The following is a 24,034-nucleotide window of genomic DNA, read 5'->3' as shown; positions in this document are numbered from 1 at the left end:
CGACAACCATGCGTATGGAACTGGACGTACCGAAGTGTGGCCTCCAAGCAGTGCGTGATGGCGGCCCCCGACGTGTTCGACCAGCGTGACGCGGACGGCTTCGCCGCCCTGCTCGACGAGCACCCGCGCTGCACCGTAGGCCGTCGGCGAAGTGCTTGCCGCCGCGCTGTCGGCGTCCACCGAACACTCCATTGTGGACCATGCGAAGCCACGGATCCGGGCTGTGCCCGCCATCACGCCGCCTCGAGTGCCTCGCCGAAGTCGCGGATGAGCCGGTTGTGGTGTGCACGGTCACGGTCACCGGGCCGCCGGGCACCGGCCGTTCGACCCGGGCGGCCGAGCGGCCGAACGCACATCGATGCCCGACTCCCGACCTGAGGCCGAAGCTTCGGCCCGGCGCTCGTTTGCCGGGCACTGAAGCGGGGAAGGGCACACGCATGGGTGGCAGGCAACAGCTCGCGACACGAGGCTATCTGCCCATCGCCGAGCACGGACTGATCGGCGACCTGCGTACCGTGGCCTTGGTAGGCACCGACGGCACCATCGACTGGTACTGCTGTCCGTGCTTCGACGCCCCGAGCGTGTTCGCCTCGATCCTCGACGCCGACCGAGGTGGGTCATTCGAGTTGGCCGCCGACGCGCCGGCGAAGACGAAGCAGTTCTACTTCCCTGACACCAACGTGCTCATCACCCGGTTCTTCACCGAGGACGGTGTGGGTGAGATACAGGACTTCATGCCGATCACCGGCGACCTCAGCGAGTCCGGCCGCAACCGGCTGATCCGGCGTGTAGTGTGTGTGCGCGGCTCGATCCCGTTCCGGGCACGGGTGGCTCCCCGCTTTGACTACGCCAGACAGCCGCACATCGTCCGGTGGCATGCCGGCCAGACACTCTTCGAGTCCGCGGACCTCGCGCTCGCATTGACCGCCACGGTGCCGGTCGAACACCACGCCCAGGACGCGACCGCGTCGTTCAAGCTCCTCGAGGGCGAGTCTGCGGTGTTCGCGCTCGACCGGGTAGGCGACGACATCGCGCCCCGTGGGTGTGCGCACGCCGAGGCCGACCACGAGTTCGCCGCCACGGTGGCGTTCTGGCGACGGTGGCTGTCCGCCTCCCGGTACCGCGGCCGGTGGCGCGAGACGGTGCACCGCTCCGCGCTGACCCTCAAGTTGCTCACCTACGCGCCGACCGGCGCGATCGTGGCCGCGCCGACGACCAGCTTGCCGGAGCGGATCGGCGGTGAGCGAAACTGGGACTACCGGTATGTGTGGATCCGCGACGCTGCCTTCTGCGCCTACGCCTTGCTGCGACTGGGCTTCAGCGGCGAGGCGGAAGCCTTCATGAACTTCCTGGCCGATCGCACCACCCGGCACGACAGTCAGTCGGGGCCCCTGCAGATCATGTACGGCATTGACGGCCGCACCGACCTGCCCGAACTTGAGCTGAACCACCTGGACGGATACCAGGGCTCCTCCCCGGTACGCATCGGCAACGCCGCCGCCGACCAACTGCAACTCGACATCTACGGAGCGCTCATCGACTCGGTCTATCTCTACGACAAGTGGGGACAGCCCATCTCCAGCGACCACTGGGACGCGATCTCCCGCTTGGTGGACTGGGTCTGCGGCCACTGGAACCAGCCTGACGAAGGCATCTGGGAAACCCGCGGCGGGCGCAAGAACTTCCTGTACTCGAGGCTCATGTGCTGGGTGGCGATCGAACGCGCCATGCGTATGGCCAACCACCGCGGCCTGCCGGCGAACATCCCGCACTGGCGGCGGACCCGCGACGCGATCTACCGGCACATCATGCGCCACGGCTGGTCGCCCACCCGGCGGGCGTTCGTCCAGCAGGAGGACAACGACGTCCTCGACGCCGCGGTCCTGATGATGCCCCTGACCAAGTTCATCGCCCCCACCGACCCGAAATGGCTCGCCACCCTCGACGCACTCACCGCGGAGCTGGTGTCCGACTCGCTGGTGTACCGCTACGACCCCACCGCCAGCCCGGACGGCCTCCGCGGGGAGGAAGGCACCTTCTCGATCTGCTCGTTCTGGTACGTCGAGGCGCTCACCCGGGCCGGGCGACTCGAGGAGGCCCGGCTGGCCTTCGAGAAGATGCTCACCTACGCCAACCACCTCGGCCTGTACGCGGAGCAGATCGCCCGCACCGGTGAACAACAGGGCAACTTCCCGCAGGCCTTCACCCACTTCGCGCTCATCAGCGCCGCGTTCAACCTCGACCGCGCCCTAGGCTGACGAGCCGGGCTGCGGTTCATACGGCCAAGCGGCCAAGTAACCGGCCTAGGTTGGTCTCGTTTCGGCCGCCCGAGCAGGCGCGCGGCCGAGCGGCATGACGTCGCTCATCCGCCCGGCGACGAACCGTCTCGGTCTGACTCGCCGCCTCCAGCCTCCACGTCCGGCCCCGGCTTCCGGATGGGCCCGCCCCGTGGGTGTCCGCGCCGCCTGAACCACCGTCGTGGCCCCGCTGGTCACGACGCGCTGCCACGGCGGCGCCCCACCGATTTCGATCTGGAGGGAGAAGCTCAGGAAGGTCCTGATCAAGACGATCAGCCCGAGGACGGTCACGCTCTGCAGCGTCGGCGAGACCGCCGCCGTGCGGATCAGGTCGGCGGCGACCAGGATCTCCAAGCACAGCAACAGCACCACCGAACGTCGCACGCAATGCCTGGTGTCCACGGCGGCCTCCCGCGGTGCGGCCCGGGCCCGCGGCCACGTTCAGCGGGCTGCGCTGCGCAGCACGCGGCGCTCGACCTCGTCGTCGTGCCCGATCAGGACAATCGCCACCAGTTCGGGCGGAAACAAGCCATGGTCCACCAGCCCCGGGGTCGCAGAAAGGCGAGCCGCAAGCCGGGCCGGATCGCCCACCGCGCCCTGGTAGCCGGCGATGACGCCGCCGTCCGGGCTCCTAGGGACGTCCCGCAGCGCCACCGGATGCAGCCGGCACAGCGTGGCGGACAGGCCGAACGCGAGCAACTCCAGGGGTATCGGCGGGCGAAGCGCCCCGACCGGCTTGGTGGAGTCCGCGATGACCACGAACTGGCCGGCGGCGGCGACGATCTTTTCCCGGGTATGCGCCGCGCCTCCGCCCTTGATCAGCCAACCATCAGGGGCGATCTGGTCGGCGCCGTCGATGGTCACATCGAGCTGGCTGACTGTGCCAAAGGGCTCGACGGACAGGCCCAACTCCCGGGCAGCATGTTCGGTACGGGGTGACGACGCGACGCACCGGATCGCAAGCCGACGACGGGCAAGTGCCGGCAACAGGTACGCCACGGTCGAGCCGGTACCAAGACCGACCGTCATACCGTCGACCAAGTACTCCGCAGCCGCCTCAGCCACGGCCCGCTTCTCTCGCTCGACGTTCACAGCCACATGGTCTCCCAAAGACGGCAACCTCTAGGCTCGCGAGGCCGCTACTGTCGCAGACTGGCGAGCGCCCGGGTCCGGAGATGATGGACTACCCACTAAACCCGCGGATAGTTCTCACCTGCCCGGAGCCGCGGACGCCGTGCCCAACTCCCGCACGTCGGACTCGCGTCAGCGGTGCTTTTCCGCGTGGCCACCGAACTCGCTGCGCATCGCGGAGAGCACCTTGTCGGTGAAATCGCCGAGCCTGCGCGACTCGAACCGGTCCATGAGGGCCGTGCTGATCACCGGGGCGGGCACGCTCTCGTCGATCGCGGCCTGGACGGTCCAGCGGCCCTCGCCGGAGTCCGAGACCCGCCCGGTGAAGTCGTCCAGCTGGGGTGAGCGGGCCAACGCGTCGGCAGTGAGGTCGACCAGCCACGATCCGACGACGGAACCGCGCCGCCATACCTCGGCGACCTCGGCGACGTCGATGTCGAACTGGTAGGCCTCCGGGTCGCGCAGCGGCGTGGTCTCGGCGTCGACGATGCGGGTGGTCTTGCCCGCGTTGGCGTGTCTGATGATCGAGAGCCCTTCGGCGATGGCGGCCATCATTCCGTACTCGACGCCGTTGTGGACCATCTTCACGAAGTGGCCGGCGCCGCTGGGACCGCAGTGCAGGTACCCGTCGGCGGCGGTCCCGTCACGGTTCCGGCTCGGCGTGAGCTCCGCGCTGCCGCGGCCCGGGGCGATGGTCTTGAAGATCGGGTCGAGCCGCCGGACCGGCGCGTCCTCGCCGCCGATCATCAGGCAGTAACCGCGTTCCAGACCCCACACACCCCGCCCGACGTGCCGCAGTCCAGATAGTGGATCCGGTGCTCGGCGAGCTGCCGGGCGCGGGCGATGTCGTCGCGGTAGTACGAGTTCCCGCCGTCGATCACCATGTCGTCGGGGTCGAGCAGGGGGATCAGCTGGTCGAGCGTCGACTGCACCGCCGCAGCCGGCAGCATCAGCCAGACCACGCGCGGCCTGTCGAGCTTGGCCACCAGATCCGCAAGCGAGGTCGCGCCGACCATACCCTCACCGGCCATCTGCTGCACGGTTCTCGCACTGAGGGCGTAACCTACGCAACGGTGGCCGTCGCGAATGAGCCGGCGGACCAGGTTCGCGCCCATCCGCCCCAGGCCGACGATGCCGACCTGCATGGGTGTCTGCGTACTCATGATGATTCCACCCTCAAGCGACGCCTTACATGTCCTTGAGCGCATGTTCCCCGTTCGAACATGCACGCTCAGCTTTTCAGACTGCGGTACTGGCGAATCAGCGCGTTGGTGGACGAGTCGTGGCTGAGTTCGGGTTCGATGTCGCTGATCAGCTCGGGCACGATCTGCACGGCGAGTGCCTTGCCGAGCTCGACTCCCCACTGGTCGAAGGAGTCGATCCCCCAAATTGTCCCCTGCGTGAACACGCTGTGTTCGTAGAGTGCGACCAGCGCGCCGAGCAGCCGGGGAGTGAGTTTCTCGGCCAGGAGCACGTTGGTGGGCCGGTTGCCCTCCATCACCCGGTGGGGCACCACGTCCGGTGCGGTGCCCTCGGCCCGTACCTGTTCTTCGGTCTTGCCGAACGCCAACGCCTGAGCCTGGGCGAACACGTTGGAGGACAGGATGTCGTGGTGCTCGCCCAGCGGGTTGAGCGTCTTGCCGAATCCGATCAGGTCGACCGGGATGAGTCGGGTGCCCTGGTGGATGAGCTGGTAGAAGCTGTGCTGACCGTTCGTGCCGGGCTCCCCCCAGTACACCGGGCCGGTGTCGTAGTCCACGCGATCCCCGTCGCGAGTGACGTGTTTGCCGTTGGACTCCATGGTGAGCTGCTGCAGGTACGCCGGGAACCGTTTCAGGTACTGCTCGTACGGCATCACACCGACGCTCTGTGCGCCGAAGAAGTTCACATACCACACGGTGAGCAGACCCATCAGGGCCGGAAGGTTCGCCGGAAGCGGGGCGGTGCGGAAGTGCTCGTCCATCTCGTGGAAACCGGCCAGCATCTCGGCGAACTGCTCCGGGCCGATCGCCAGCATGGTGGACAGACCGATGGCGGAGTCCATCGAGTACCGACCGCCGACCCAGTCCCAGAACCCGAACATGTTCGCGGTGTCGATGCCGAACTTCGCGACCCGGTCGGCGTTGGTGGATACCGCGACGAAGTGTTTGGCGATCGCGGACTCGTCGCCGAGTTGACTGATCACCCAGTCCCGCGCGGAGTGCGCGTTGGTGAGCGTCTCCAGGGTGCCGAAGGTCTTGGACGAGATGATGAACAGGGTCTCGTCCGCGGACAGGTCGCGGGTGGCTTCGACGAAGTCGGTGGAGTCGACGTTGGACACGAACCGGAAGGTCAGGTCACGCCGGGTGTAGTGGCGCAGCGCCTCGTACGCCATCACCGGGCCGAGGTCGGATCCGCCGATGCCGACGTTGATAATGTTGCGGATCGGCTTGCCGGTGTGGCCATTCCACTGGCCGGAACGGATTCGCTGTGCGAAGCTCGCCATCCGGTCGAGAACCTCATGGACCTGGGCGACCACGTCGACGCCGTCGACGACGAGGGAACGTTCCTTCGGCATCCGTAGCGCCACGTGCAGCACCGACCGGTGTTCGGAGGTGTTGATGGGCTCGCCGGCGAACATCATGTCTCGGCGCTGTTCCAGCTGGCACTCCTAGGCGAGCCGGGTCAGCAGCTGGAGTGTCCGGTCGGTGATGCGGTTCTTCGAGTAGTCGAGGTACAGCCCGGCAGCCTCGGCGCACAGTCGCTCCCCGCGTTGCGGGTCCTCAGCGAACAGGTCCCGCAGGTGCCGTCCGCCGATCTCGGCGTAGTGGCTTTCCAGCGCCTGCCACGAAGAGCACTTCCGCAGCGGCATAGCCGTCATCGAACCGTCCTCCAGTCGGAGTGATAACCGGGTCGTCGTGGTCGGGAGTTCGTTTTCCTCGGCGGGTTGTCCACGCATCAGGTGACCGCGGCGCGTTGTGCGGAGATCCGTTCGATCAGGTCGTTCCAGGCCGCGACGAACGACTTCGCTCCGTCGGCTTGCAGCTTTGCGGCGAGCTCGGCCACGTCGACGCCGGCGTTGCGGAAGCGGGCCAGCATCGCGTCGCAGTCGTCGCCGTCGGCGGGCATCGGCTCCCCGACCTCGCCGTGGTCGTAGAAGGCCTGCAACGTCGCGTCGGGCATGGTGTTGATCGTGAACGGGGCGGCGAGCCCGTGCACGTAGAGCGTGTCGGAGGCCGCGGGGTCCTTGGTCTTGGTGCTGGCCCACAGCAGCCGTTGGGCGCGCCCGCCGGAGTTCTGCACGCGCTGCACCCGGTCGGAGTCCAAGAGCCGGCGGTACGCCCGGTAGGTGGCGAGCCCGACCGCGAGGCCGAGCTGTTCCTTGAGTTCCTCGGGCACGCGGGTGGCGACGGCGACGTCCCACCGGGACATGAAGACCGAGGCGACCGACCCGACCGCGGGATCGAGTTGCTGCTCGAGCCGACGTTCGACGCCGATCAGGTAGGCGTTCGCGGCAGCCTCGTACTGTTCGGGCGAGAACAGCAGGGTGACGTTCACGGGGACGCCGGACGCGACGCATTCGGTGATCGCGGGCAGGCCCTCCGTCGTGCCGGGGATCTTGATGAGCAGGTTGGGTCGTGCGGCCCGTGCGTGCAACGCTTTGGCGGCGGCGATGGTCGCGGCCGTGTCGTAGGCCAGGAGCGGCGAGACCTCCAGCGACACCCAGCCGTCCACGCCGTCGGTGCGTGCGTGTACGGGCAGGAACTCGTCCGCGGCCCGCCGCAGGTCCTCGATGGCCAGGTCGAAGAACAGCTCCTCGGCGGAGAGCCCGGCGCCGCTCTTCTCGCGGATCGCGTCATCGTAGTTACCGGACTCGATGGCCTTGTCGAAGATCGACGGGTTCGAGGTGAGCCCGGTGACCGCATACCTGTCGATGTAATGCTGGATCTTGCCGGAGTCGAGCATGCCGCGGGTGATGTTGTCGAGCCACAGGCTCTGTCCGTGCTCGTGCAGGGTCTGAGTCGCCTTCACTTCGCCTCCTCGTCTGGTCTGCGGGCCGCCGCGGTCAGGTGCTGGCGGCCACTTGTTCCCGTGCTGCCTGCGATACGTGTTCGGGCGTGAACCCGAACTTCCCCAAGAGCTGTTTGAGGGGTGCGGAGGCGCCGAAGGTGTGCATGCCGACGACCGCGCCGGCGTTCCCGACGTACCGCTCCCAGCCGAGCGTGGACGCCTGCTCGATCGCGACCCGGGCCTGTACCGCCGGGGACAGCACCTCGTCGCGGTATCGGCGTGGCTGCCGGTCGAACAGCTCCCAGCACGGCATGCTCACCACCCGGGCCGCGATGCCGCCGCCGGCGAGGTCGTCGCGGGCCGCGAGTGCGAGCGCCACCTCCGAGCCGGTGGCCAGCAGGATCACGTCCGGATCACCGGACGGCGCGTCGGCCAGCACGTACCCGCCCATGGCGACCCCGGACGCGGCGGCGAGCCGGCTGCGGTCCAGCGTGGGCAGCGGCTGCCGGGAAAGCACCAGCGCCGCGGGCTCGCGCCGCAGCCCGGCGACGACCCGCCAGGTCTCCACGACCTCGTTCGCGTCGGCCGGCCGGAAGACCAGCAGCCCCGGCATGGCTCGCAGCGAGGCGAGCTGCTCGACGGGCTGATGGGTGGGTCCGTCCTCGCCGACCCCGATCGAGTCGTGGGTGAAGATGTGCACCGTGGGGATCTCCATCAGCGCCGAGAGCCGGATCGCCGGCCGGGCGTAGTCGGAGAAGATCAGGAAGGTCGACCAGTACGGGCGGAGCTTGGTCAGCGCCATCCCGTTGGCGATCGCCGCTGCGGAGTGCTCGCGGATCCCGAGGTGGAAGTTGCGTCCCGACCGGTCCTCGGGCTGGAAGTCGCCGGTGCCGGGGAACGTGAGCCGCGTCTTGGTCGACGGGGCGAGGTCGGCCGCGCCTCCCAACATCCATGGCACCGCCTGTGCGAGCGCGTTGAGCACCTGGCCGGAGGAGTCACGGGTGGCGAGCCCCTTCGCGTCGGCCGGGAACGTCGGCAGCGCGTCCTGCCAGCCGTCCGGAAGTTCTCGCCGCTGCATCCGCTCGATCTCGTCGGCCAACTGCGGATACTTGCTGCGGTACGCCGCGAAGCTCGACCGCCACGCGTCGCGCGCCGCGCTGCCGCGCGCACGGATACCGCGGGCGAACCAGTCGGACACCTCGTCCGGCACGTGGAAGTCGACGTCCTCAGGCAGACCGAGGAATCGCTTGGTCTCCCGTACGGCCTGCGCGCCGAGCGGTTCGCCGTGCGCTTTCGCGGTGCCTTCCACCGGAGAGCCGTACCCGATGTGACTGTGCACGACGATCAGCGTCGGGCGCTCGTTTTCGGCCCGGAAGGTGTACAGCGCCCGTTCCACAGCGTCGAGGTCGTTGGCGTCAGCGACGGTCGTCACGTTCCAGCCGTACGCCAGGAACCGCTCCGCCACGTCCTCGGTGAACGCGATGTCGGTGTGCCCCTCGATGGTCGTGCGGTTCGAGTCGTAGATCCAGCACAGGTTCGACAACCGCTGGTGACCGGCGAACGATGCCGCCTCCGAGGAGATACCCTCCATCATGTCGCCGTCCCCGGCGATGGCGTACACATCGAAGTCGAAGAGCCGGAAGCCGTCGCGGTTGTACCGGGCGGCCAGCCACTGGCCGGCCACCGCCATCCCCACCGAGGTCGCGACGCCCTGACCGAGCGGCCCGGTCGTCGTCTCGACCCCGCTCGTCCACCGGTACTCGGGATGACCCGGACAGCGCGAGTCCAGCTGCCGGAACGTCTTGAGGTCCTCGAGGGTGACCGAGGGACGGCCGAGCACCTCGTAATCCGGATCGACTGCTCGCACCTCGCTCAGGCACAATAGCGACCAGAGCAACGCCGAGGCATGGCCCTCGGACAGCACGAACCGGTCCCGGTTCGGCCAGATCGGATCAGCGGGGTCGAAGCGCAGGAACCGCTGCCACAGCGCATATGCCACCGGCGCGATCCCCATCGGCGTACCCGGATGCCCGGACTGCGCCTGCTGGACGGCGTCCATGCACAGGCCACGGATGGTGTTGATCGACAGCGTGTCCAGATCGATGGTCGTAGTGGTCAAGCTGACCTCCGTGGATCTTGATGTGCGCGTCAGCGCCCCAAGCCGTGGTCGCAAGCCCTTCTGCACCAACCAAATCTCCGCAAGGTCCCGACAGACACACCCGGACCGAGCGAATGTGCCGCTGTCCACGGCACGCGCAGCTGCTGCGCAGACTCTGGTCATCCGTCGTCGACGATCCGCCGGCTTCAGCAACCAGTTCGAGGTCCACCCGTACTTCACCCGGCGCGACGTGCAGGCATTCGGCACCGGGCGCAGCATCCTCACCCAGGTGTGGTGGCCGATCGGCGGCATCACCTTCTACCGCGACAGCACCCACTCCAAGGCCTTGCAAGACAAGGTGATCGGAGCAATCGCGAAAGCACCGACAAGACCGCCGCACAAGCGATGCTGCGCTGGCACCTGCAGCAAGACCGATCGGTGATCCGAAGTCGACCAACCCGCAGCGCATTGCGGAGAATTCGATGTCTTCGACTTCGAGCTCACCGCAGGGCAGATCGCGGCGATCGACGGGCTGGACACCGGCAAGCGCGACGGACTGGACCCCGGCGGTCGTCATGCTCGAGACCTTCGGCCGGCCGATCCCAGAAGCCTGAGCCGTCATAGGCCCTCAACACGGACAAGGATCCCGGGCCGGCTGGTTCTGCACGTCAGCAAGAGCCAGTCGGCCGCGGTCTCCCACCGGCGAGTCCGATCAACAGCACGGCCGCTGTCCAGATCGCAACACAGAGAACACGGGAGCAGTACACGCTGCCCATTCCGACAAGTCTGCGTCGGTGTCGGGATCAATCATGCTGACATGGCCGGTACGAGAGCGGATGGAGGCGGCAGTGGATGGCGAGATGCTGTTCTGGGAGCTGGCGGAGGCGTTGCTGGCCGATGCGGCGGTGAGCCGGTCGACGATGATGGGTCTGCCGTTCCTGCGGTACGAGAGCCGGTTCTTCGCGTCCTTGGACCGGCGCAGCGGGGCGTTGCTGGTCAAGCTGGCCCAGCCGCGGGTGGCTGAGCTGATCGGTGCGGGGACGGGCGAGCCGTTCGCGCCGGCGGGCCGGACGTTCCGAGAGTGGCTGGCCGTGCCCGCGCCGGACCGGTCCGGTTGGCGGGCGCTGCTGGCGGAGGCGCTGGCATTCGCCGGTGGGTCGGCAGACCTCGCGGCGGGCCGGGCGCCGCACGCTGGTGGTTTTTGCGGTTCGGTGTGGAGGGCTTCGCCGTTCTGGCGGGGATCGAACGCGACAATTCGGCGGCGTTCGCCGATGCGCACCGCGCGATACTGCGGCGGGCGCTGGTGGAGCCGTCGAAGGCGCTGGTGGTGGCGCTCGGCGTGCTGCTGGCCGAGCGGGTCGCGCCGAGTGTGCGGGCCGAGTGTGCGGGTCGGCTCTCACTGAACTTGCTCGTTCACGCTGGTCAAACGCTTGCGCCCATTCCTCCTTCTCGATGGGTCGAATGCGATGATCTTGGCATCTGGGCCTCTGGTAGCAAGATCGGTAGCGAAACCCTCGAAAACCCCATCGGCCACTGTCTCTATTTTCTCAACAGCGGCAGTTGTGGCCGCAACCAGTGGCGCTGGGGCCGGCGGCGTTTGTTCGACCGGTTCTTCCGGGCCATACAGAAAGTCACCAACGCGTTTGGATGCCTCCACCCGCAGCTCGTTGATGACGTGCTGGTACCGCTGGACCATGCGCCGGTCCGACCAGCCCATGACGGCCATGACCGTCTGCTCGTCGATGCCCAGGAGCAGCAGGATCGTCGCTGCGGTGTGCCGGCCGTCGTGGACGCGGGCGTCCCGTACTCCGGCCTCCCGGCAGATGGCCTTCCAATCCAGCCAGTCGCTCTTGGCGTCGTAGGGCTGGCACCAGACCAGGCCGAACTCTTACCAGGTGTCCCCGGTGTCGAGGCGCTCCTGGCCCTGGACCTGTTTGTGGGCGATGAGCAGGTCGAGCATCCGCGGGTCCAGCGCGATGCGGCGTTTCCCGGCGTTGCTCTTCGGGTCGGTGAAGACCACAACTCCACCGGTGCGTTGCGGGCACCGGTGCCCGTGTTTAGTGCAGCCCGGCTCGCAGACTTCGATACACGACTCCTTCCGTTTGTGGCAGGGGCAGCCCTCGCTGACCTTGCGCCGGGGACAGCGGTCGACCCGATGCTTCGTGCATTCGCTGGGAGGCTTGTCGCACCCGTGCTGCCACCGGGCCGGACAGGGTGTGGTCCGGCAGAAATGCTCGGCGCACGCGACCGGATCGTCGCAGCCGTGCTCCCAGAGACGGCTTCCGGCCTGCCGCCGCACCACCAGCCAGCCGCCGAGGTCGAGACCGGTCGGTTTGTCGCGGGTGGATGTCGGCGCCCTCATCCACGGCAGGCCGAGCGCTTCACTCTGCCGCAGGCCCAGCGGCATCCCGATCGTCCACCGGGTGCCGTTACGCCGGTGCTCGCAGACCTTCAGGATGGCCTTGACCTCGGAGACGAAAAACGGAGTGACCTCCTCCTCTTCCAACTTCGGCACCCGAGTCATCAACTCCACCGGGCTCTCCGTGGAATGATCTTCTGCTTCACCGCCCAGTTGCAGGCGGCGCGCAGCGTCCGGAAGACCAGATGCACTCCGCCCGCGTTGAGGCCGGGTCCCTTGTCGCGGGTCTTCTTCTCACCGGTTCAGAGTCCCTGGTCATGGGGTTCGGGCTTGCGGCGGATCTTAAAGAATGTTTCTAGCGCCTTGGGCTGCTCCAGGAGTTTGTCGAGGCGCCATTCGCCGAGACCCGGGACCAGCCAGTTGTCTACGGCCCAGCCGTAGGAGTTGTGCTTCGTCTTGTAACTCCATTCGTCCTCGTGGGCATCGACCCAGTCGTTGAGCAGCTTGCTGAGTTTCGGTGGCATGTCAGCCATCAGCCTGCCCGGACCCATGGTGCAGCCGGAGCGGGCGTAAGCGGCAGGGAAGCGGCGTGGCGGCGTTCCCGACCGTCGCGTCGCCGCGCGGCCCGCTCGCGTACTGAACGTCCAGATGCCGCACGCAGTGGCGGCTATGCCGCCGGCGCTGGGCGGGTCGCGGCGATGACCGTGGCGAGGACGGCGATGAGGTGCTCCATCTCCTCCATCGGCATTCCGAACTGGTCGCGCACGGCCGAGGGAATGGACGCGGCTCGGGCGCGCAAAGCGTTGCCCTCGACGGTGACGGTGACGGTGACAATGACGCTGCGCTCGTCGGCTGTGTCGCGTTCGCGACGCACGTATCCGCAAGCTTCGAGTCTTTTGAGTAGAGGCGAGAGCGTGCCCGAGTCGAGCTCCAGCACCTGGCCTAGGCCGTGGACGGACAGGGGACCGTGCTGCCACAGCGCGAGCATGGCCAGATATTGCGTTGGGGTGAGGTTCACCGTCGCCAGAAGGGGACGGTAGATCGCCACGACGTTGCGGGTGGCGACCGACAGCACGAAGTGCAGTTGCTGATCCAAGGCGAGAGGGTCGGTGTCGGGCATCGGGGTGTTCACAAGGCACCCTCACGTTAGCGAGAACTTGCAGGAAAGCCGAGCCTTCCTCGGCTGGCATCGCGTCGACGAACGGCACCAACTGCGCGCACCGCACCGGATCCGTGCCGGCGTCGTCGATTGCGAGCGCGGCAACGTCGCGGAACGCCTGGTAGACCTCATTCGGTGACACCGTGGCCGGCAGTGGCCATTGTCGGACCTGTGGTTGCGGGTGAACGGTCCGGATGACGCCGCCGTCGGGCAGCAGGTCTCTCAGCAATTGTCGCCCGATGGCAGAATGGTCCCGCAGGATCCGTCGCAGCGCCCGTTGCCGCAGCCCGCTTCAGGAGCGCGGCGCCGACGATACCGAGCAGTGCGTCGGTGTCCACGGCGCGGTAGCCGCGCCAGCCACGTGTCGACCTGCGTCTGTGTCGAGCATCCTACCGATTGCTGTGGAAGCAGGCGCTCGCTGTTCATGCCGGGAAGCCTCGCGCCGGATCCGGTCAGTTTCTGACCGGAGCGGGTGCGGTTACCGCCGCAACGAGGGGTAGAGCGACAAAGTAAGCATCCCAGCTTGGATTGGTGCCGCCATGCGCGCTCTGCGTTTGGACCGCTTCGGCGATCCCCAGGTCCTGCGCCTCGCCCAGATGCCCGACCCCGTGGCGGGGGACGGCGAGGTCGTGATAGCCGTCAAGTCCTCCTCGGTGAACCCGTCGGACCTTATGGACGTCGCGGGCCAGATGGAGCAGACGACCCTTCCCCGTACCACCGGGCGCGACTTCGCCGGCGTCGTTGTCGACGGGCCCCGGGACTGGGTCGGCGTGGAGGTCTGGGGCACCGGAGGAGATGTCGGGTTCACCCGCGACGGCGCACACGCGGAGAGGCTCGTCGTTCCGGCGGCGGCACTGGCACACAAGCCCGAGCGGCTGAGCTTCGAGGAGGCATCGGCTGCGGGGGTCAACTTCATCACCGGCTGGCTCGGCACCGTCGAGGCCGCTCAGCTGGCCAGGGGAGAGACCATCGCCGTGTTCGGTGTCTCCGGTGGGGTGGGTGGCGCCGTCGCTCAGATCGCCCACGCCCTCGGCGCCGATGTGATCGGCGTCGACCGGGTTCGCCCCGCCGACGGTACTCCCGCCGCGTCGATCATCAAGGACTTCGTCGCGTTCGGCGGCGACCCGCAGGACGTTTCGGCAGAGATTTGGCGGGTCACCGGCGGCAACGGCGCGGATGTCGTCTACGACGCCGTCGGTGGCGTCACGACGCCGGCGGCGCTGGGCTCGCTGGCTGTCCGGGGCCGGCTCGTGGTGATCAGTGCGGTCGGCACCCGGACGGTGGAGATCGACCTGCGTGACCTGTACCGCAACGAAACCCGGATATTCGGCTGCAACAGCCTGAACTACGACGTCGTCGAGTCGGGCGCGCGGCTGCGACGGCTCGCGCCGTTCTTCGACTCCGGGCAGTTTCGCCCCCTCCCCGTCGTCGACCGGTACAGCCTCGACAACGGCAAGGACGCCTTCGTCGCGGTGGCGAACCGGGCGCGTGGCCGGGTCGTCATCTGCCCCTGAACCAGCGCCGCACATCATGGTCCAGGCTGCCGCACCCTACGGTCGACCGGAAGCGGGTCCGGCCCCGGCCGGGCCGGCCACCTGGCAGACGGTGGCCCGAGGCAGCGCCCTGGAGGGCCTACTGGCAATCGTGCTGCTCTTCGGCGTCGTCACGGTCGTTCGCTGGGTCGCGGGACCCTCACCCGTGTCGGCGGCCGTCCCTCAGGTACACGGGGAACTGTTCCTCATCGGCGCGTGCGTGGGACTGCTGCTTGCCGGGCTCATCCTCAGCCCTGCGGGGAAAGCGTCGGGCGGGCACATCAATCCGGCCATCTCGATCGCCATGTGGCGCTTCGGGCTCTTCCCCGGCGTCGCGGTCGCGCCCTACATCGCCGCCCAGCTCCTCGGATCCCTGCTCGGCACGCTCGCGGGTCGCGCGATTTGGGGGCCGGTCGTAGCGAGCCCGCCGGTCAACGACGCCTCGTTGCAACCCGGACTCGGCTGGACCGCCGGGACACTGTTCGCCGCCGAGACTGTCTCGATGGGGGTCATCGTGCTCCTCGTCGGACTGTTCCTGGCGGCGCCGAGACTGGTGCGGCTGGTCCCATGGCTCGTCGGACTCCTGATCGGTACGGCGATCGCTTTGCTGGGGACCACGACCGGCGGTTCGGTCAATCCCGCCCGCCAGTTCGGACCGGCGATCGCCGCGGGCCGACTGGACTTCCTCTGGGTCTACCTGCTGGCCCCGATGGTCGGCGCAGTCCTGGCGGCCTCGCTCCGCAACACACTCCTCAAGCGGCCCTCGACATCGGAGGAACGGCCATGACCACTTCGCAACACGACGTCGAGCAGCTCCTCGCCCCCATGATCAAAAAGCGGCTGTACGCGGCCATCAACCGCAAAGTCGCCGCGGACGACGCCATCACGCCGTACGTCGCAGACCACCTGCACTATATGAACGACCTGGAGAAGCGCGGACTGTTGTGGGCCTCCGGACCGTTCATCGAGCCCGGCGTGCTGGTTGGCGACGGTCTGACCATCCTCAACACCGAATCCGCTGACGAAGCCCTCGAACTGCTGAGAAACGAGCCCCTGGCCCGGCGGGGACTGCGCACCTTCGACGGGCCCTTCCTGTGGGAGCTACGCGAAGGACGCATCCCGATCAACCTGAACGCCTCCACATCCACCTTCCAGATCCGGTGATAGAGATGGCTGGTGGAAAGGCGGAGTCTGTGGATCGGGTCCTGATCGGTGCTGTGGAGATCACGCGGGTGGTAGAGCTGGAAGAATTGAGCCTAACGGTGGATGAGGTCTTCCCTGATACACCGGCGGGGACCTGGGACGCGAACACCTCATGGCTCGCACCGGACTTCTGGCGTCCGGACACCCGCGCCTACCGGGCGTTCGTGCAAACCCGGGTGCTGCACTACCCGAACCGGACGGTTCTGGTGGACACCGGCGTCGGCAACGACCGTGACCGACCACAATTCCCGCAGTTCACCAACCTGCGCACAGACTTCCTCGATCGGCTAGCCGCCGCTGGTGTACGTCCAGACGACGTCGACATCGTCGTGAACACCCTGTGCCGTGCCAATTCTCCGCGTAGGCCCTTGAGCTGGTCGTTTCGGTGAGGTCAAGCTGCTCGGCTGTACTCGTTGATCAGCCCGTGGAGGACTCGTTGCTTGCGTATCGCACGGTCGAGCGGGATCACGACGTTCGGGTCGTGGCGGGGCGGGTGCTGGTCGAGGCTCTGATGTGGACGGTGCTCGTTGAAGTGTCGGGCATAGGCGTCGAGGATCGTGCGGGCGTGCCGTTCGTTGTAGATCAGGATGTGATCGGTGTACTCGCGGCGGACGCTGCCGATGAACCGTTCGGCGTAACAGTTCGCGCGAGGTGTCCGCGGCGGGATCCGGACCACCTCGATGCCCTCGGCGGCGAAGACCGCGTCGAACGAGGTGGTGAACTTAGCATCGCGGTATGACAGGCAGTAGCGCAGGTACAGCCGGACCGTGACCACGATTACGGAGGAAACCGGGACCCGGCAAACGCTGACTGCGGCGACGGCGGTCTACGGCTTGGAGACTTCACTGCTCAAGCCTGCCTCGACCATACCAACAACGAATGCAGCAGAGCCGGCGCCAATTGTCCAAATCCTGCTAAACGGGATCACTATCCTGCTATGCAAAACAAGGGTAGGCTGATCTTCACTTTCCAGCGCGGACGAGGGAGCTGTCAGCGATGCCGGATAGTCGCGTCGTGACCGACTACGCGGTGGTCGTCCCCATCAAACCCTTGAACGAGGCGAAGACGCGTCTCGCCATAGCCCTTCGCAACCCGAAGGAAAGAGAGGCACTCGCGCTGGCATTCGCGCTCGACACAGTGTCCGCGGCGAAACGGGCCGTCGGTGTCCGAACCGTTGTCGCCGTCACCGCAGACGCCCGGATCATCTCCGCTCTGGACCGGATAGGTGTGGTGTCCGTACCGGAACCGAGCCGTCCCGGGATGAACGCCGCCGTCCAGCACGGCGCGGATCGCCTAGGCACAGACATCGCCGTGCTGACGGCGGATCTGCCGGCCCTCAAGAGCACCGAGCTGACCGCTGCTCTCGAACGCGGCGCCGGCGATCGCGCGTTTTGCAGAGACCGACATGGCACGGGGACCACGATGCTGCTGGCGCCATCAGCGAACGACCTCGACCCGAAGTTCGGATTCGAGTCGGCCGCCGCACACCTCAGGAGTGGTGCCACTCCGCTGCACGGCAGGTGGCCGTCACTGCGATGCGATGTCGACACGGTCGAGGACCTGAGAGTTGCCACGTCGATCGGCCTCGGGCCGCACACTCGCGATGCGCTCAGCGCATTGCTGCTGCGCTAATAGGATGGAGTAAACCGGTGTCGACCGATGCAAGTATCCGCCGTGCGCTGCGGCGTGCCACTGATGGCAAGGCTTTGGACGCGGGGGAGGCCGCCACGTTGCTGGCCGTGCAAGGTGAGCGCCTCGACGACCTGCTGGGGATCGCGGCTCAGATCCGGGATGCGGGGCTGCGTGAGGCTGGGCGGCCGGGCGTCGTGACGTACTCGAAAAAAGTCTTCATCCCGCTGACCCGGTTGTGCCAGGATCGCTGCCACTACTGCACCTTCGCCACGGTGCCGCATCTCCTGCCGGCTGCGTTCCTCGAACGCGAAGAGGTCCTCGAGATTGCCCGGGCGGGCGCTGCGCAGGGCTGCAAGGAGGCGCTGTTCACCCTCGGCGATCGGCCGGAGAAACGCTGGCCCTCGGCCCGGCAGTGGCTGGGCGAGCGCGGCTACGACTCCACCGTCGACTATGTCCGCTCCTGCGCGATCGCCGTGCTCGAGGAGACCGGCCTACTGCCGCACCTCAACCCCGGCGTGATGAGCTGGGCCGAGCTGCAGCGGCTCAAGCCGGTCGCGCCGAGCATGGGCATGATGCTGGAGTCCACCGCGACCCGGCTCTGGTCCGAGCGCGGCGGCCCGCACTTCGGCTCGCCCGACAAGGAACCCGCGGTCCGCCTCCGCGTGTTGGACGACGCCGGCCGGGTGGGGGTGCCGTTCACCACCGGCATCCTGATCGGCATCGGGGAGACCCGGGCCGAGCGGGTCGATGCGCTGTTCGCGATGCGCCGCTCGCTGCGCGAGTACGGGCATCTGCAGGAGTTCATCATCCAGAACTTCCGCGCCAAGCCCGGCACGGCGATGCGCGGGATGCCCGACGCCGAGCTGCACGAGCTGGCCGCGACCGTGGCGGTGGCCCGGATTGTGCTCGGCCCCCGCGCCCGTCTCCAGGCCCCGCCGAATCTGATCGACGCCGAGTTCGACTTGCTGCTGCGGGCCGGCATCGACGACTGGGGCGGTGTGTCGCCGGTGACCTGCGACCACGTGAACCCGGAACGCCCCTGGCCGCAGATCGAACTGTTGCGGCAAAAATCCTTCGACGCCGGATTTGTCCTCAGGGAGCGCCTCGCGATCTATCCCGAGTACGTGAAGCGGGCGTCCGAGGGCTGGCTCGACCCGCGCCTGGCCGCCCACGTGGCCGCACTCGCGGGCGAGGACGGCCTGGCCAGCGAAGACGCGATCCCAACGGGAAGGCCGTGGCAAGAGCCCGACGACGCGTTCGGCAGCGGACGCACCGACCTGTTCACCACGATCGACTCCACCGGCCGCACCACCGACCGCCGCTCCGACTTCGACAACGTCTACGGCGACTGGCAGGAAGTGGCCGCGCACATCAAAGGCGACTCGGGTACCAGCACCCCCACGGATCTGCTGACCGGACTCAGACTCGCCGCGGAGAACCCGGCCGCGCTGCTGCTGCCCAAGCATGAGGACAAGGCCATGGCCCTGTTCCATGCCGACGGCGCCGCGTTGGACGACCTCGCCCGGATCGCCGATGACCTCCGCGAGCAGGTTAACGGCGACGGCATCACCTACGTCGTCAACCGCAACATTAACTTCTCGAACGTCTGCTACGTCGGCTGCCGCTTCTGCGCCTTCGCCCAGCGCGAGTCCGACGCCGACGCCTACCGCCTGTCCGTCGAGCAGGTCGCCGACCGCGCCGAACAAGCCTGGCAGAACGGGGCGTCCGAGGTGTGCATGCAGGGCGGCATCGACCCGAAGATGCCCGTCACTGCATACGCCGACCTCGTCCGCGCCGTGAAGCAGCGAGTCCCAGACATGCACGTCCACGCCTACTCCCCGATGGAGATCGTCACCGCCGCCGCTAAGGCCGGTGTCCCGATCCGCGACTGGCTGACCCAGCTCAAAGAGGCCGGTCTGGACACCATCCCCGGCACCGCCGCCGAGATCCTCGACGACGACGTCCGCTGGGTGCTCACCAAGGGCAAACTGCCCGCCTCCACCTGGATCGAGGTCGTCACCACCGCCCACCAGGCCGGCATCCGGTCCAGTTCCACCATGATGTATGGCCACGTCGACCACCCCCGCCAGTGGCTCGGCCACCTCCGCGTGCTGGCCGGTATTCAGGACCAGACGGGCGGGTTCACCGAGTTTGTCGCGCTGCCGTTCATCCACACCAACGCCCCGATCTACCTCGCCGGGATCGCCCGCCCGGGACCCACCTGGCGCGAGAACCGTGTCGTGCACGCCATGGCCCGCATCCTGCTCCACGGCCGCATCGACAACGTCCAGTGCTCCTGGGTGAAACTCGGCGACGAGGGCACCAGGGAAATGCTCAACGGCGGCTGCAACGACCTCGGCGGAACCCTCATGGAAGAAACCATCTCCCGCATGGCTGGCTCCGAACACGGCTCTGCCCGCACCGTCACTGAACTCAAAGAACTCGCCGCAGCCGCTGGACGCCCGGCTGTGGAACGGACCACCGTCTACGGCAGACGCTGAAGAGCCGGGAACCTCGAACGAGGTTCCCGGCTCCCGCCACCTATGCGAGTCGTACGTCAGGGCCGCGCGCCGCGCTCAGTTCCCTGAACCGCGAACTCGGGGAACTTGGACGCGTACGCCATGAACGTGGGCCGCATGAGCCCGGAACGCGTGACGACGCTGACCGGGGGCCACGGCGGTGTGGGCAGCAGATCCTCGGGCGTGGTAACGGCCTTCTCGAGGTGATCGAGGTGGATTTGCATGGAGGCGGCCAGCTGGTGGATGCCGTGCTCCGGCCCGAACGGACCCGACCGTACCTTCAGAACGCCGTCCTCGAAGGTGTAGCCGATGGTGAATTCCGGCGGCAGGAGAGGGTTGTTCGTGGTCCACCGGAAGGCGAACGCGCGCGGCGGCTCCAGGACCGTGACCTTGCCGAGAGCGAACGCCCTGGCCTGCGGGTTGAGCTGGGCGAAGATCGTCGCGCCGAGCCGCAGGTCCGGAAGGTACTCGACCGGGTGCTGCCAGATCGCCAGGCGCCGGGGCTCGGTCAGTGCGGCCCAGACGGCCTCGGGCGCGTGAGCGAGCCGGCGCTCGAACTCGATCCAGCGACCCTCCTCGTCCTCGAGCAGCGTACCGCTCGGGACGATGTCCTGCTCCGGGGTCTCGCCAGCGGCAGGAGGCTTCGAGCCTGGGCGCTGCGTGGTCGCCGGGCCCATCCGCGAGGGGTCGAACTCGTGGTAGCTGACCTTCGTCGGTGTCACGCGGATCTGTACGACGGTGATGCCGGCGCGGATCGTGCCCGCTTCCTCGGGAAGACCGTACTTCTCGGCGTGCTCCTTGAAGCGCTGGCCCAGTGCTTGGCCGCCGCCCTCCTGGAGAGTCGCCGTGCCCCGCACCTCGACGTAACGCATCGGTGAATCGGGGTCGATGGCGATCACGTTGATGCGTGGGTTGGCCCGCAGATTCGCCAGCCGCTTGGCCGCGGGACCGGTGTGGGAGACGATTTGATCCCCGTCGAGCATGACCCCGGCCACGACCGAGTGCGGGCTGCCATCGGGCAGCAGGGTGGTGATGACGCCGGTCACACGCTTGCTGAGCAGAGCAACAGCTTCGGGAGGGAACATACGCGGATCCTTAACGGGAGGACGCGGAGCGGAGGACAACCGCGTGATCGGCGAAGTCCGGCGGCGACTCGATGTCTGTTACGCCGACGCAGACTCGGGCTGTCTTACAAGTTCGGACGCTAGTCCTGATTTTCAAGTCATGCAACTACTGGATGCCTGGGAAATCACAGGTTGTAGGGTGCCCGCGGGTCGGTCGAGCCGTTCGGCGACGATTCGGCGATGCAGACGTTGCGGAGTTCGCCTATGCCTTCGATGGTCGTGACCAGTTGCTGGCCCGGCTGGAGGTAGAGCTTGGGATCACGTCCGTCGCCAACACCTCCGGGGGTGCCGGTGGCGATCAGGTCCCCCGGAAGCAGCGTGATGATGTCGCTGACGTAGGACACGATGTCGGCGACCCCGAACAGCAGATCTGAGGTTCGTGAACACTGCATCTGCTGGCCGTCGACGCTGCAGCTCAGCTCCAGATCGGGTTCCGCGGCGCCGAACTCGTCGGCCGTCACCAGCACGGGCCCTACCGGAGTGGTGTGCTCGAAGGTTTTCCCCGACAGGAACTCACGGGTGCGGCGTTGCCAGTCCCGCACGGTCACGTCGTTGACCACCGTGTATCCGCCGACGAAGTCGAGTGCTCGGCTCTTGGGCACATGCCGTGCGGGCCGGCCAATGACGACGCCGAGCTCGGCCTCCCAGTCCACGCAATCGCTGACCCGGGGCAGCACGACGGGGTCGTACGGTCCGATCAGGGCGCCGTCGTACTTGGCGAAGAGTGTGGGGTACTCCGGGGTGTCCCTGCCCATCTCCTTGATGTGGGTGGCGTAGTTCAGTCCGAGGCAGATGATCTTGTTGGGATGCGGGAGCAACGCCGCGAGATCCACATCCTGCACCGATACGCGTTTCCCGTGCGCCGCGGACGCCCGTCGGCTCCAGTCCCGCCCCGAGGCGAGCAGCGCGCCCACATCTGCATGCTCGAGCAGAACGTACTCGTCCCCGTCCAGCCGTGCAGCCTTGGTGCCGGTGGAAGTCCGCAGGGTGGCCAGCTTCATCGCGCCTCCTTCATCGACCGGCCCGGGGGCTGTTCCACCCGAGCTATCTGTCGCATAGTACGGGACCCTGATCCTGTATAACAGGACATCGCATGATGAGGATCCCGTCCATGCTCAGGAGCAGGGCACGCCAAGGAAGCGGCGCAACCCCTGGCGCGCCGCCGGTCGCCGTGGTCAGGCGGTGATCTGGAGCAGGCTGGCCGAGATGCCGTCCGCAGCGCCGCGCACGGCGTCGATCAAGTCGCTGGCGTCGTCGGCCGAGATCCGGTGCGACGGTGCCGCAATGCTGACGGCGGCGACGATCTCGTCGCCCCGACCGCGGATCGGAGCGGCGATCCCGAGGACGTCGGCGTCGAGCTCGCCGCGGGTCAGCGCGAAACCGTCCTTGCGGATCTTGCGCAGGCGGGTCCGGAGGCGCTCGGGGTCGGTGATGGTGCGCGGGGTGAACCGTTCCAGGGTCACCGACGAGAGGAGCGCGGCCAGGTCCTCCTCCGGGAGCCAGGCGAGCAGTACCAGCGCGGCCGCGCCGGCGTTGACGGGCAGCACCTGCCCGCGTTCGTAGGAGATGCGCACCGGGTGGCTGCTGACCTCGATGTCGAGGCACACGACGGCGCCGCCTGAGCGCCGTGTGAGCAGGACCGTTTCTTTGGTGGTTGCGGCGAGGTCCAGCATGACGGGTCTGGCGATGTCGGACAGGCCGATCCCCTTGCGCGCCAGGCGGGCGAGTTCGAGGATCTGCGGTCCCAGCCGGAACCCGCCAGCGCACTCCTCCACGAATCCGCCGTCGACCAGACCTTTGAGGTAGCGGTAGCCGGTCGAGCGCGCGACCCCGAACCGTTCGGAGATCTCCGCTCCGGACCAGACGAGCTTGTCGTCCGTGAACAGCTGCAGGACGTCGAGCGCCCGCTCGGCGGTGGAGTTGCGGTCGCGATAGGTGCTCGCGTCACGGGCGGTCTGTCCTGGCATGCAGGACAGTCTACCAACGCGGACGAAGGACTAGGCGACCGATGCGGAGCGATAGATCTCCGCGGCGGCGGGGTGGAGCGGAATCGTGGTCGATGCGGCGTGCGACACGGCGATCGGGTAGGTCAGCGGGCTGCGTTCGACGGGAAGGTGGCGGTACTGCATCTCGAACGGCCCGGGGGCCTCGACGACCGCGCGCGCCAGGAGGGCAGCCACCTCGTCCGGCAGTTCGGCCGTGGTCACGATGAGCCAGTCGGCATAGTCGAGAGTGGTGACATCTGAGGTCATGCCGGGCAGGTATCCCGCGGGGACGGTGACGCTGCCCAGGCCCCATTCGGTCTCGATGCGCCGCAGCTCGTGCGGCTCGAGTCCGACGAAGGTGACCGGCACGTCGTGGCAGAGGTTCTGCCAGTTCTGGGTCATGATCGCCTCGGAGATGATCACGTCGGCGGCGCCGGTGTGCAGATCGTCGATGCATCCGAACGGCTCCTCGTGGTGGCGCACATCGCCGCCCCACTTCCTGATGTCGTCCAATGTGATGCCGGCGGATCCGAGCACGATCTGGGCGCCGAGGCCCATGAACCCGTCGGGATCGTCGGTGCCGATCGACAACCGCAGGGCCGGACGCTCGGCCGCCAGTTGGGTGAGGCTGCGGATGCCGAGTTCGGCGCGCCCGGTGAAGAGCATCGCGTCACGGTGCGGCAGGCGAGCTATCGCACGCAACTGAGGCATCGGATGCTCTCTGAACGGGCCACGACCCTCGACGGCAAGCTGGGCGAAACAGGCCGGTGTGACGACCGCGACGTCCACTTCACCGTCGGCCAGGGCGCGCAGGTTGTCGCCCATGCCGCGGCCGGTGTGAATGACGCTGAGACGGTGGTCGGCGGTCTGCGCCCACACCCAGTTGGCCAGCCAACCGCACGCCCGGGTGAGGTTGACCGCCCCCCAGTCACCCCGGAAGCGCAGTTTGGACGTCGGCCTGACGTCGATGCGATCGGATTCATCAGTCGCGGACATGGCGACCCA

Annotated in this window: 26 protein-coding genes; 9 read left to right on the top strand and 17 right to left on the bottom strand. The window is 67.7% G+C overall.

The window, feature by feature from the left end:
- The first annotated feature begins 437 nt into the window (after nucleotides 1-437).
- Nucleotides 438-2,258 carry a glycoside hydrolase family 15 protein gene (locus AB0K00_RS46210; protein WP_363535638.1) on the top strand — a complete coding sequence of 607 codons (1,821 nt, stop codon included), beginning with the start codon at nucleotides 438-440 and terminating at the stop codon, nucleotides 2,256-2,258.
- Nucleotides 2,259-2,303: 45 nt separating this feature from the next.
- On the opposite strand, the gene AB0K00_RS46205 is transcribed toward AB0K00_RS46210, so the two are convergent.
- The 8 genes from AB0K00_RS46205 to tkt form a co-directional block, all read right to left on the bottom strand.
- Entirely contained in the window at nucleotides 2,304-2,699 is a 396-nt protein-coding gene (locus AB0K00_RS46205; protein ID WP_363535635.1) for a DUF1622 domain-containing protein, read from the bottom strand.
- 39 nt (nucleotides 2,700-2,738) lie between these two features.
- On the bottom strand, nucleotides 2,739-3,389 hold the full coding sequence (gene rpiA, locus AB0K00_RS46200; RefSeq protein ID WP_363535632.1) for a ribose 5-phosphate isomerase A: 651 nt from the start codon (nucleotides 3,387-3,389) through the stop codon (nucleotides 2,739-2,741).
- 171 nt (nucleotides 3,390-3,560) lie between these two features.
- Entirely contained in the window at nucleotides 3,561-4,175 is a 615-nt protein-coding gene (locus AB0K00_RS46195) for a hypothetical protein (RefSeq protein ID WP_363535630.1), read from the bottom strand.
- Nucleotides 4,175-4,573, bottom strand: coding sequence for an NAD(P)-binding domain-containing protein (locus AB0K00_RS46190; protein WP_363535627.1), 399 nt, complete (start codon nucleotides 4,571-4,573; stop codon nucleotides 4,175-4,177). Before AB0K00_RS46190 ends, AB0K00_RS46195 begins: the two co-directional genes overlap by 1 nt.
- Nucleotides 4,574-4,659: 86 nt before the next feature.
- A complete protein-coding gene (gene pgi / locus AB0K00_RS46185; RefSeq protein ID WP_363535748.1) occupies nucleotides 4,660-6,069 on the bottom strand; it encodes a glucose-6-phosphate isomerase in 1,410 nt (469 codons plus the stop codon).
- 9 nt (nucleotides 6,070-6,078) lie between these two features.
- A complete protein-coding gene (locus AB0K00_RS46180) occupies nucleotides 6,079-6,288 on the bottom strand; it encodes a hypothetical protein (RefSeq protein ID WP_363535624.1) in 210 nt (69 codons plus the stop codon).
- 77 nt (nucleotides 6,289-6,365) lie between these two features.
- Nucleotides 6,366-7,439 (bottom strand): transaldolase, encoded by a 1,074-nt coding sequence (gene tal / locus AB0K00_RS46175; RefSeq protein ID WP_363535621.1) that lies wholly within the window; start codon nucleotides 7,437-7,439, stop codon nucleotides 6,366-6,368.
- Nucleotides 7,440-7,473: 34 nt separating this feature from the next.
- Entirely contained in the window at nucleotides 7,474-9,537 is a 2,064-nt protein-coding gene (tkt, locus tag AB0K00_RS46170) for a transketolase (RefSeq protein WP_363535618.1), read from the bottom strand.
- 10 nt (nucleotides 9,538-9,547) lie between these two features.
- Here tkt and AB0K00_RS46165 point away from each other — a divergent pair, with 10 nt between their 5' ends.
- Both AB0K00_RS46165 and AB0K00_RS46160 read left to right on the top strand, forming a co-directional pair.
- Nucleotides 9,548-9,958, top strand: a complete 411-nt coding sequence (locus AB0K00_RS46165) for a hypothetical protein (protein WP_363535615.1) — start codon at nucleotides 9,548-9,550, stop codon at nucleotides 9,956-9,958.
- A gap of 406 nt (nucleotides 9,959-10,364) precedes the next feature.
- Nucleotides 10,365-10,919 (top strand): hypothetical protein, encoded by a 555-nt coding sequence (locus AB0K00_RS46160; protein WP_363535613.1) that lies wholly within the window; start codon nucleotides 10,365-10,367, stop codon nucleotides 10,917-10,919.
- On the opposite strand, the gene AB0K00_RS46155 is transcribed toward AB0K00_RS46160, so the two are convergent.
- From AB0K00_RS46155 to AB0K00_RS46140, 4 genes are all read right to left on the bottom strand, one after another.
- Nucleotides 10,913-11,356 (bottom strand): tyrosine-type recombinase/integrase, encoded by a 444-nt coding sequence (locus AB0K00_RS46155; RefSeq protein WP_363535745.1) that lies wholly within the window; start codon nucleotides 11,354-11,356, stop codon nucleotides 10,913-10,915. The genes AB0K00_RS46160 and AB0K00_RS46155 overlap by 7 nt on opposite strands.
- 48 nt (nucleotides 11,357-11,404) lie before the next feature.
- Nucleotides 11,405-12,049, bottom strand: coding sequence for a hypothetical protein (locus tag AB0K00_RS46150; RefSeq protein WP_363535610.1), 645 nt, complete (start codon nucleotides 12,047-12,049; stop codon nucleotides 11,405-11,407).
- Between the two features lie 128 nt (nucleotides 12,050-12,177).
- Nucleotides 12,178-12,408: a hypothetical protein gene (locus AB0K00_RS46145; protein ID WP_363535607.1), complete on the bottom strand. Its 231-nt coding sequence runs from the start codon at nucleotides 12,406-12,408 to the stop codon at nucleotides 12,178-12,180.
- A 134-nt stretch (nucleotides 12,409-12,542) separates the two neighbouring features.
- Nucleotides 12,543-12,971 (bottom strand): MarR family transcriptional regulator, encoded by a 429-nt coding sequence (locus AB0K00_RS46140; protein WP_363535604.1) that lies wholly within the window; start codon nucleotides 12,969-12,971, stop codon nucleotides 12,543-12,545.
- A 602-nt stretch (nucleotides 12,972-13,573) separates the two neighbouring features.
- Here AB0K00_RS46140 and AB0K00_RS46135 point away from each other — a divergent pair.
- The 4 genes from AB0K00_RS46135 to AB0K00_RS46120 all read left to right on the top strand — a co-directional run bounded on the left by AB0K00_RS46135 (nucleotide 13,574) and on the right by AB0K00_RS46120 (nucleotide 16,158).
- On the top strand, nucleotides 13,574-14,548 hold the full coding sequence (locus AB0K00_RS46135) for a zinc-binding alcohol dehydrogenase family protein (protein ID WP_363535601.1): 975 nt from the start codon (nucleotides 13,574-13,576) through the stop codon (nucleotides 14,546-14,548).
- A gap of 130 nt (nucleotides 14,549-14,678) precedes the next feature.
- A complete protein-coding gene (locus AB0K00_RS46130; protein ID WP_363535598.1) occupies nucleotides 14,679-15,353 on the top strand; it encodes an aquaporin in 675 nt (224 codons plus the stop codon).
- Nucleotides 15,350-15,730 (top strand): YciI family protein, encoded by a 381-nt coding sequence (locus AB0K00_RS46125; RefSeq protein ID WP_363535595.1) that lies wholly within the window; start codon nucleotides 15,350-15,352, stop codon nucleotides 15,728-15,730. The genes AB0K00_RS46130 and AB0K00_RS46125 overlap by 4 nt, the downstream gene beginning before the upstream one ends.
- A 29-nt stretch (nucleotides 15,731-15,759) precedes the next feature.
- Nucleotides 15,760-16,158, top strand: coding sequence for a hypothetical protein (locus AB0K00_RS46120; protein WP_363535592.1), 399 nt, complete (start codon nucleotides 15,760-15,762; stop codon nucleotides 16,156-16,158).
- A gap of 2 nt (nucleotides 16,159-16,160) precedes the next feature.
- Here AB0K00_RS46120 and AB0K00_RS46115 read toward each other — a convergent pair whose 3' ends face one another.
- Nucleotides 16,161-16,544, bottom strand: a complete 384-nt coding sequence (locus AB0K00_RS46115; protein ID WP_363535589.1) for an integrase core domain-containing protein — start codon at nucleotides 16,542-16,544, stop codon at nucleotides 16,161-16,163.
- Between the two features lie 239 nt (nucleotides 16,545-16,783).
- On the opposite strand from AB0K00_RS46115, the gene cofC reads away from it, so the two are divergent.
- Both cofC and AB0K00_RS46105 read left to right on the top strand, forming a co-directional pair.
- Complete coding sequence (gene cofC, locus AB0K00_RS46110; RefSeq protein ID WP_363535581.1) at nucleotides 16,784-17,401, top strand: 2-phospho-L-lactate guanylyltransferase; 618 nt, start codon at nucleotides 16,784-16,786, stop codon at nucleotides 17,399-17,401.
- 17 nt (nucleotides 17,402-17,418) lie between these two features.
- Nucleotides 17,419-19,902 (top strand): bifunctional FO biosynthesis protein CofGH, encoded by a 2,484-nt coding sequence (locus AB0K00_RS46105; protein ID WP_363535578.1) that lies wholly within the window; start codon nucleotides 17,419-17,421, stop codon nucleotides 19,900-19,902.
- Between the two features lie 56 nt (nucleotides 19,903-19,958).
- Here the strand turns inward: AB0K00_RS46105 and AB0K00_RS46100 are convergent, their stop codons facing one another.
- The 4 genes from AB0K00_RS46100 to AB0K00_RS46085 form a co-directional block, all read right to left on the bottom strand.
- Nucleotides 19,959-21,005 (bottom strand): pyridoxamine 5'-phosphate oxidase family protein, encoded by a 1,047-nt coding sequence (locus tag AB0K00_RS46100; RefSeq protein ID WP_363535575.1) that lies wholly within the window; start codon nucleotides 21,003-21,005, stop codon nucleotides 19,959-19,961.
- Between the two features lie 164 nt (nucleotides 21,006-21,169).
- Complete coding sequence (locus tag AB0K00_RS46095) at nucleotides 21,170-22,045, bottom strand: fumarylacetoacetate hydrolase family protein (RefSeq protein ID WP_363535573.1); 876 nt, start codon at nucleotides 22,043-22,045, stop codon at nucleotides 21,170-21,172.
- Between the two features lie 174 nt (nucleotides 22,046-22,219).
- The gene (locus tag AB0K00_RS46090; protein ID WP_363535570.1) at nucleotides 22,220-23,011 is read right to left on the bottom strand and encodes an IclR family transcriptional regulator; all 792 of its coding nucleotides are present in this window, start codon (nucleotides 23,009-23,011) and stop codon (nucleotides 22,220-22,222) included.
- 30 nt (nucleotides 23,012-23,041) lie between these two features.
- Complete coding sequence (locus AB0K00_RS46085) at nucleotides 23,042-24,025, bottom strand: TAXI family TRAP transporter solute-binding subunit (RefSeq protein WP_363535567.1); 984 nt, start codon at nucleotides 24,023-24,025, stop codon at nucleotides 23,042-23,044.
- Nucleotides 24,026-24,034: the final 9 nt, after the last annotated feature.

The sequence above is a fragment of the Dactylosporangium sp. NPDC049525 genome, from assembly GCF_040676755.1.
Taxonomy (GTDB): Bacteria; Actinomycetota; Actinomycetes; order Mycobacteriales; family Micromonosporaceae; genus Dactylosporangium.
Note: the sequence above shows the minus strand (reverse complement) of the source record. Positions and strands in the feature narration are given on the sequence as shown.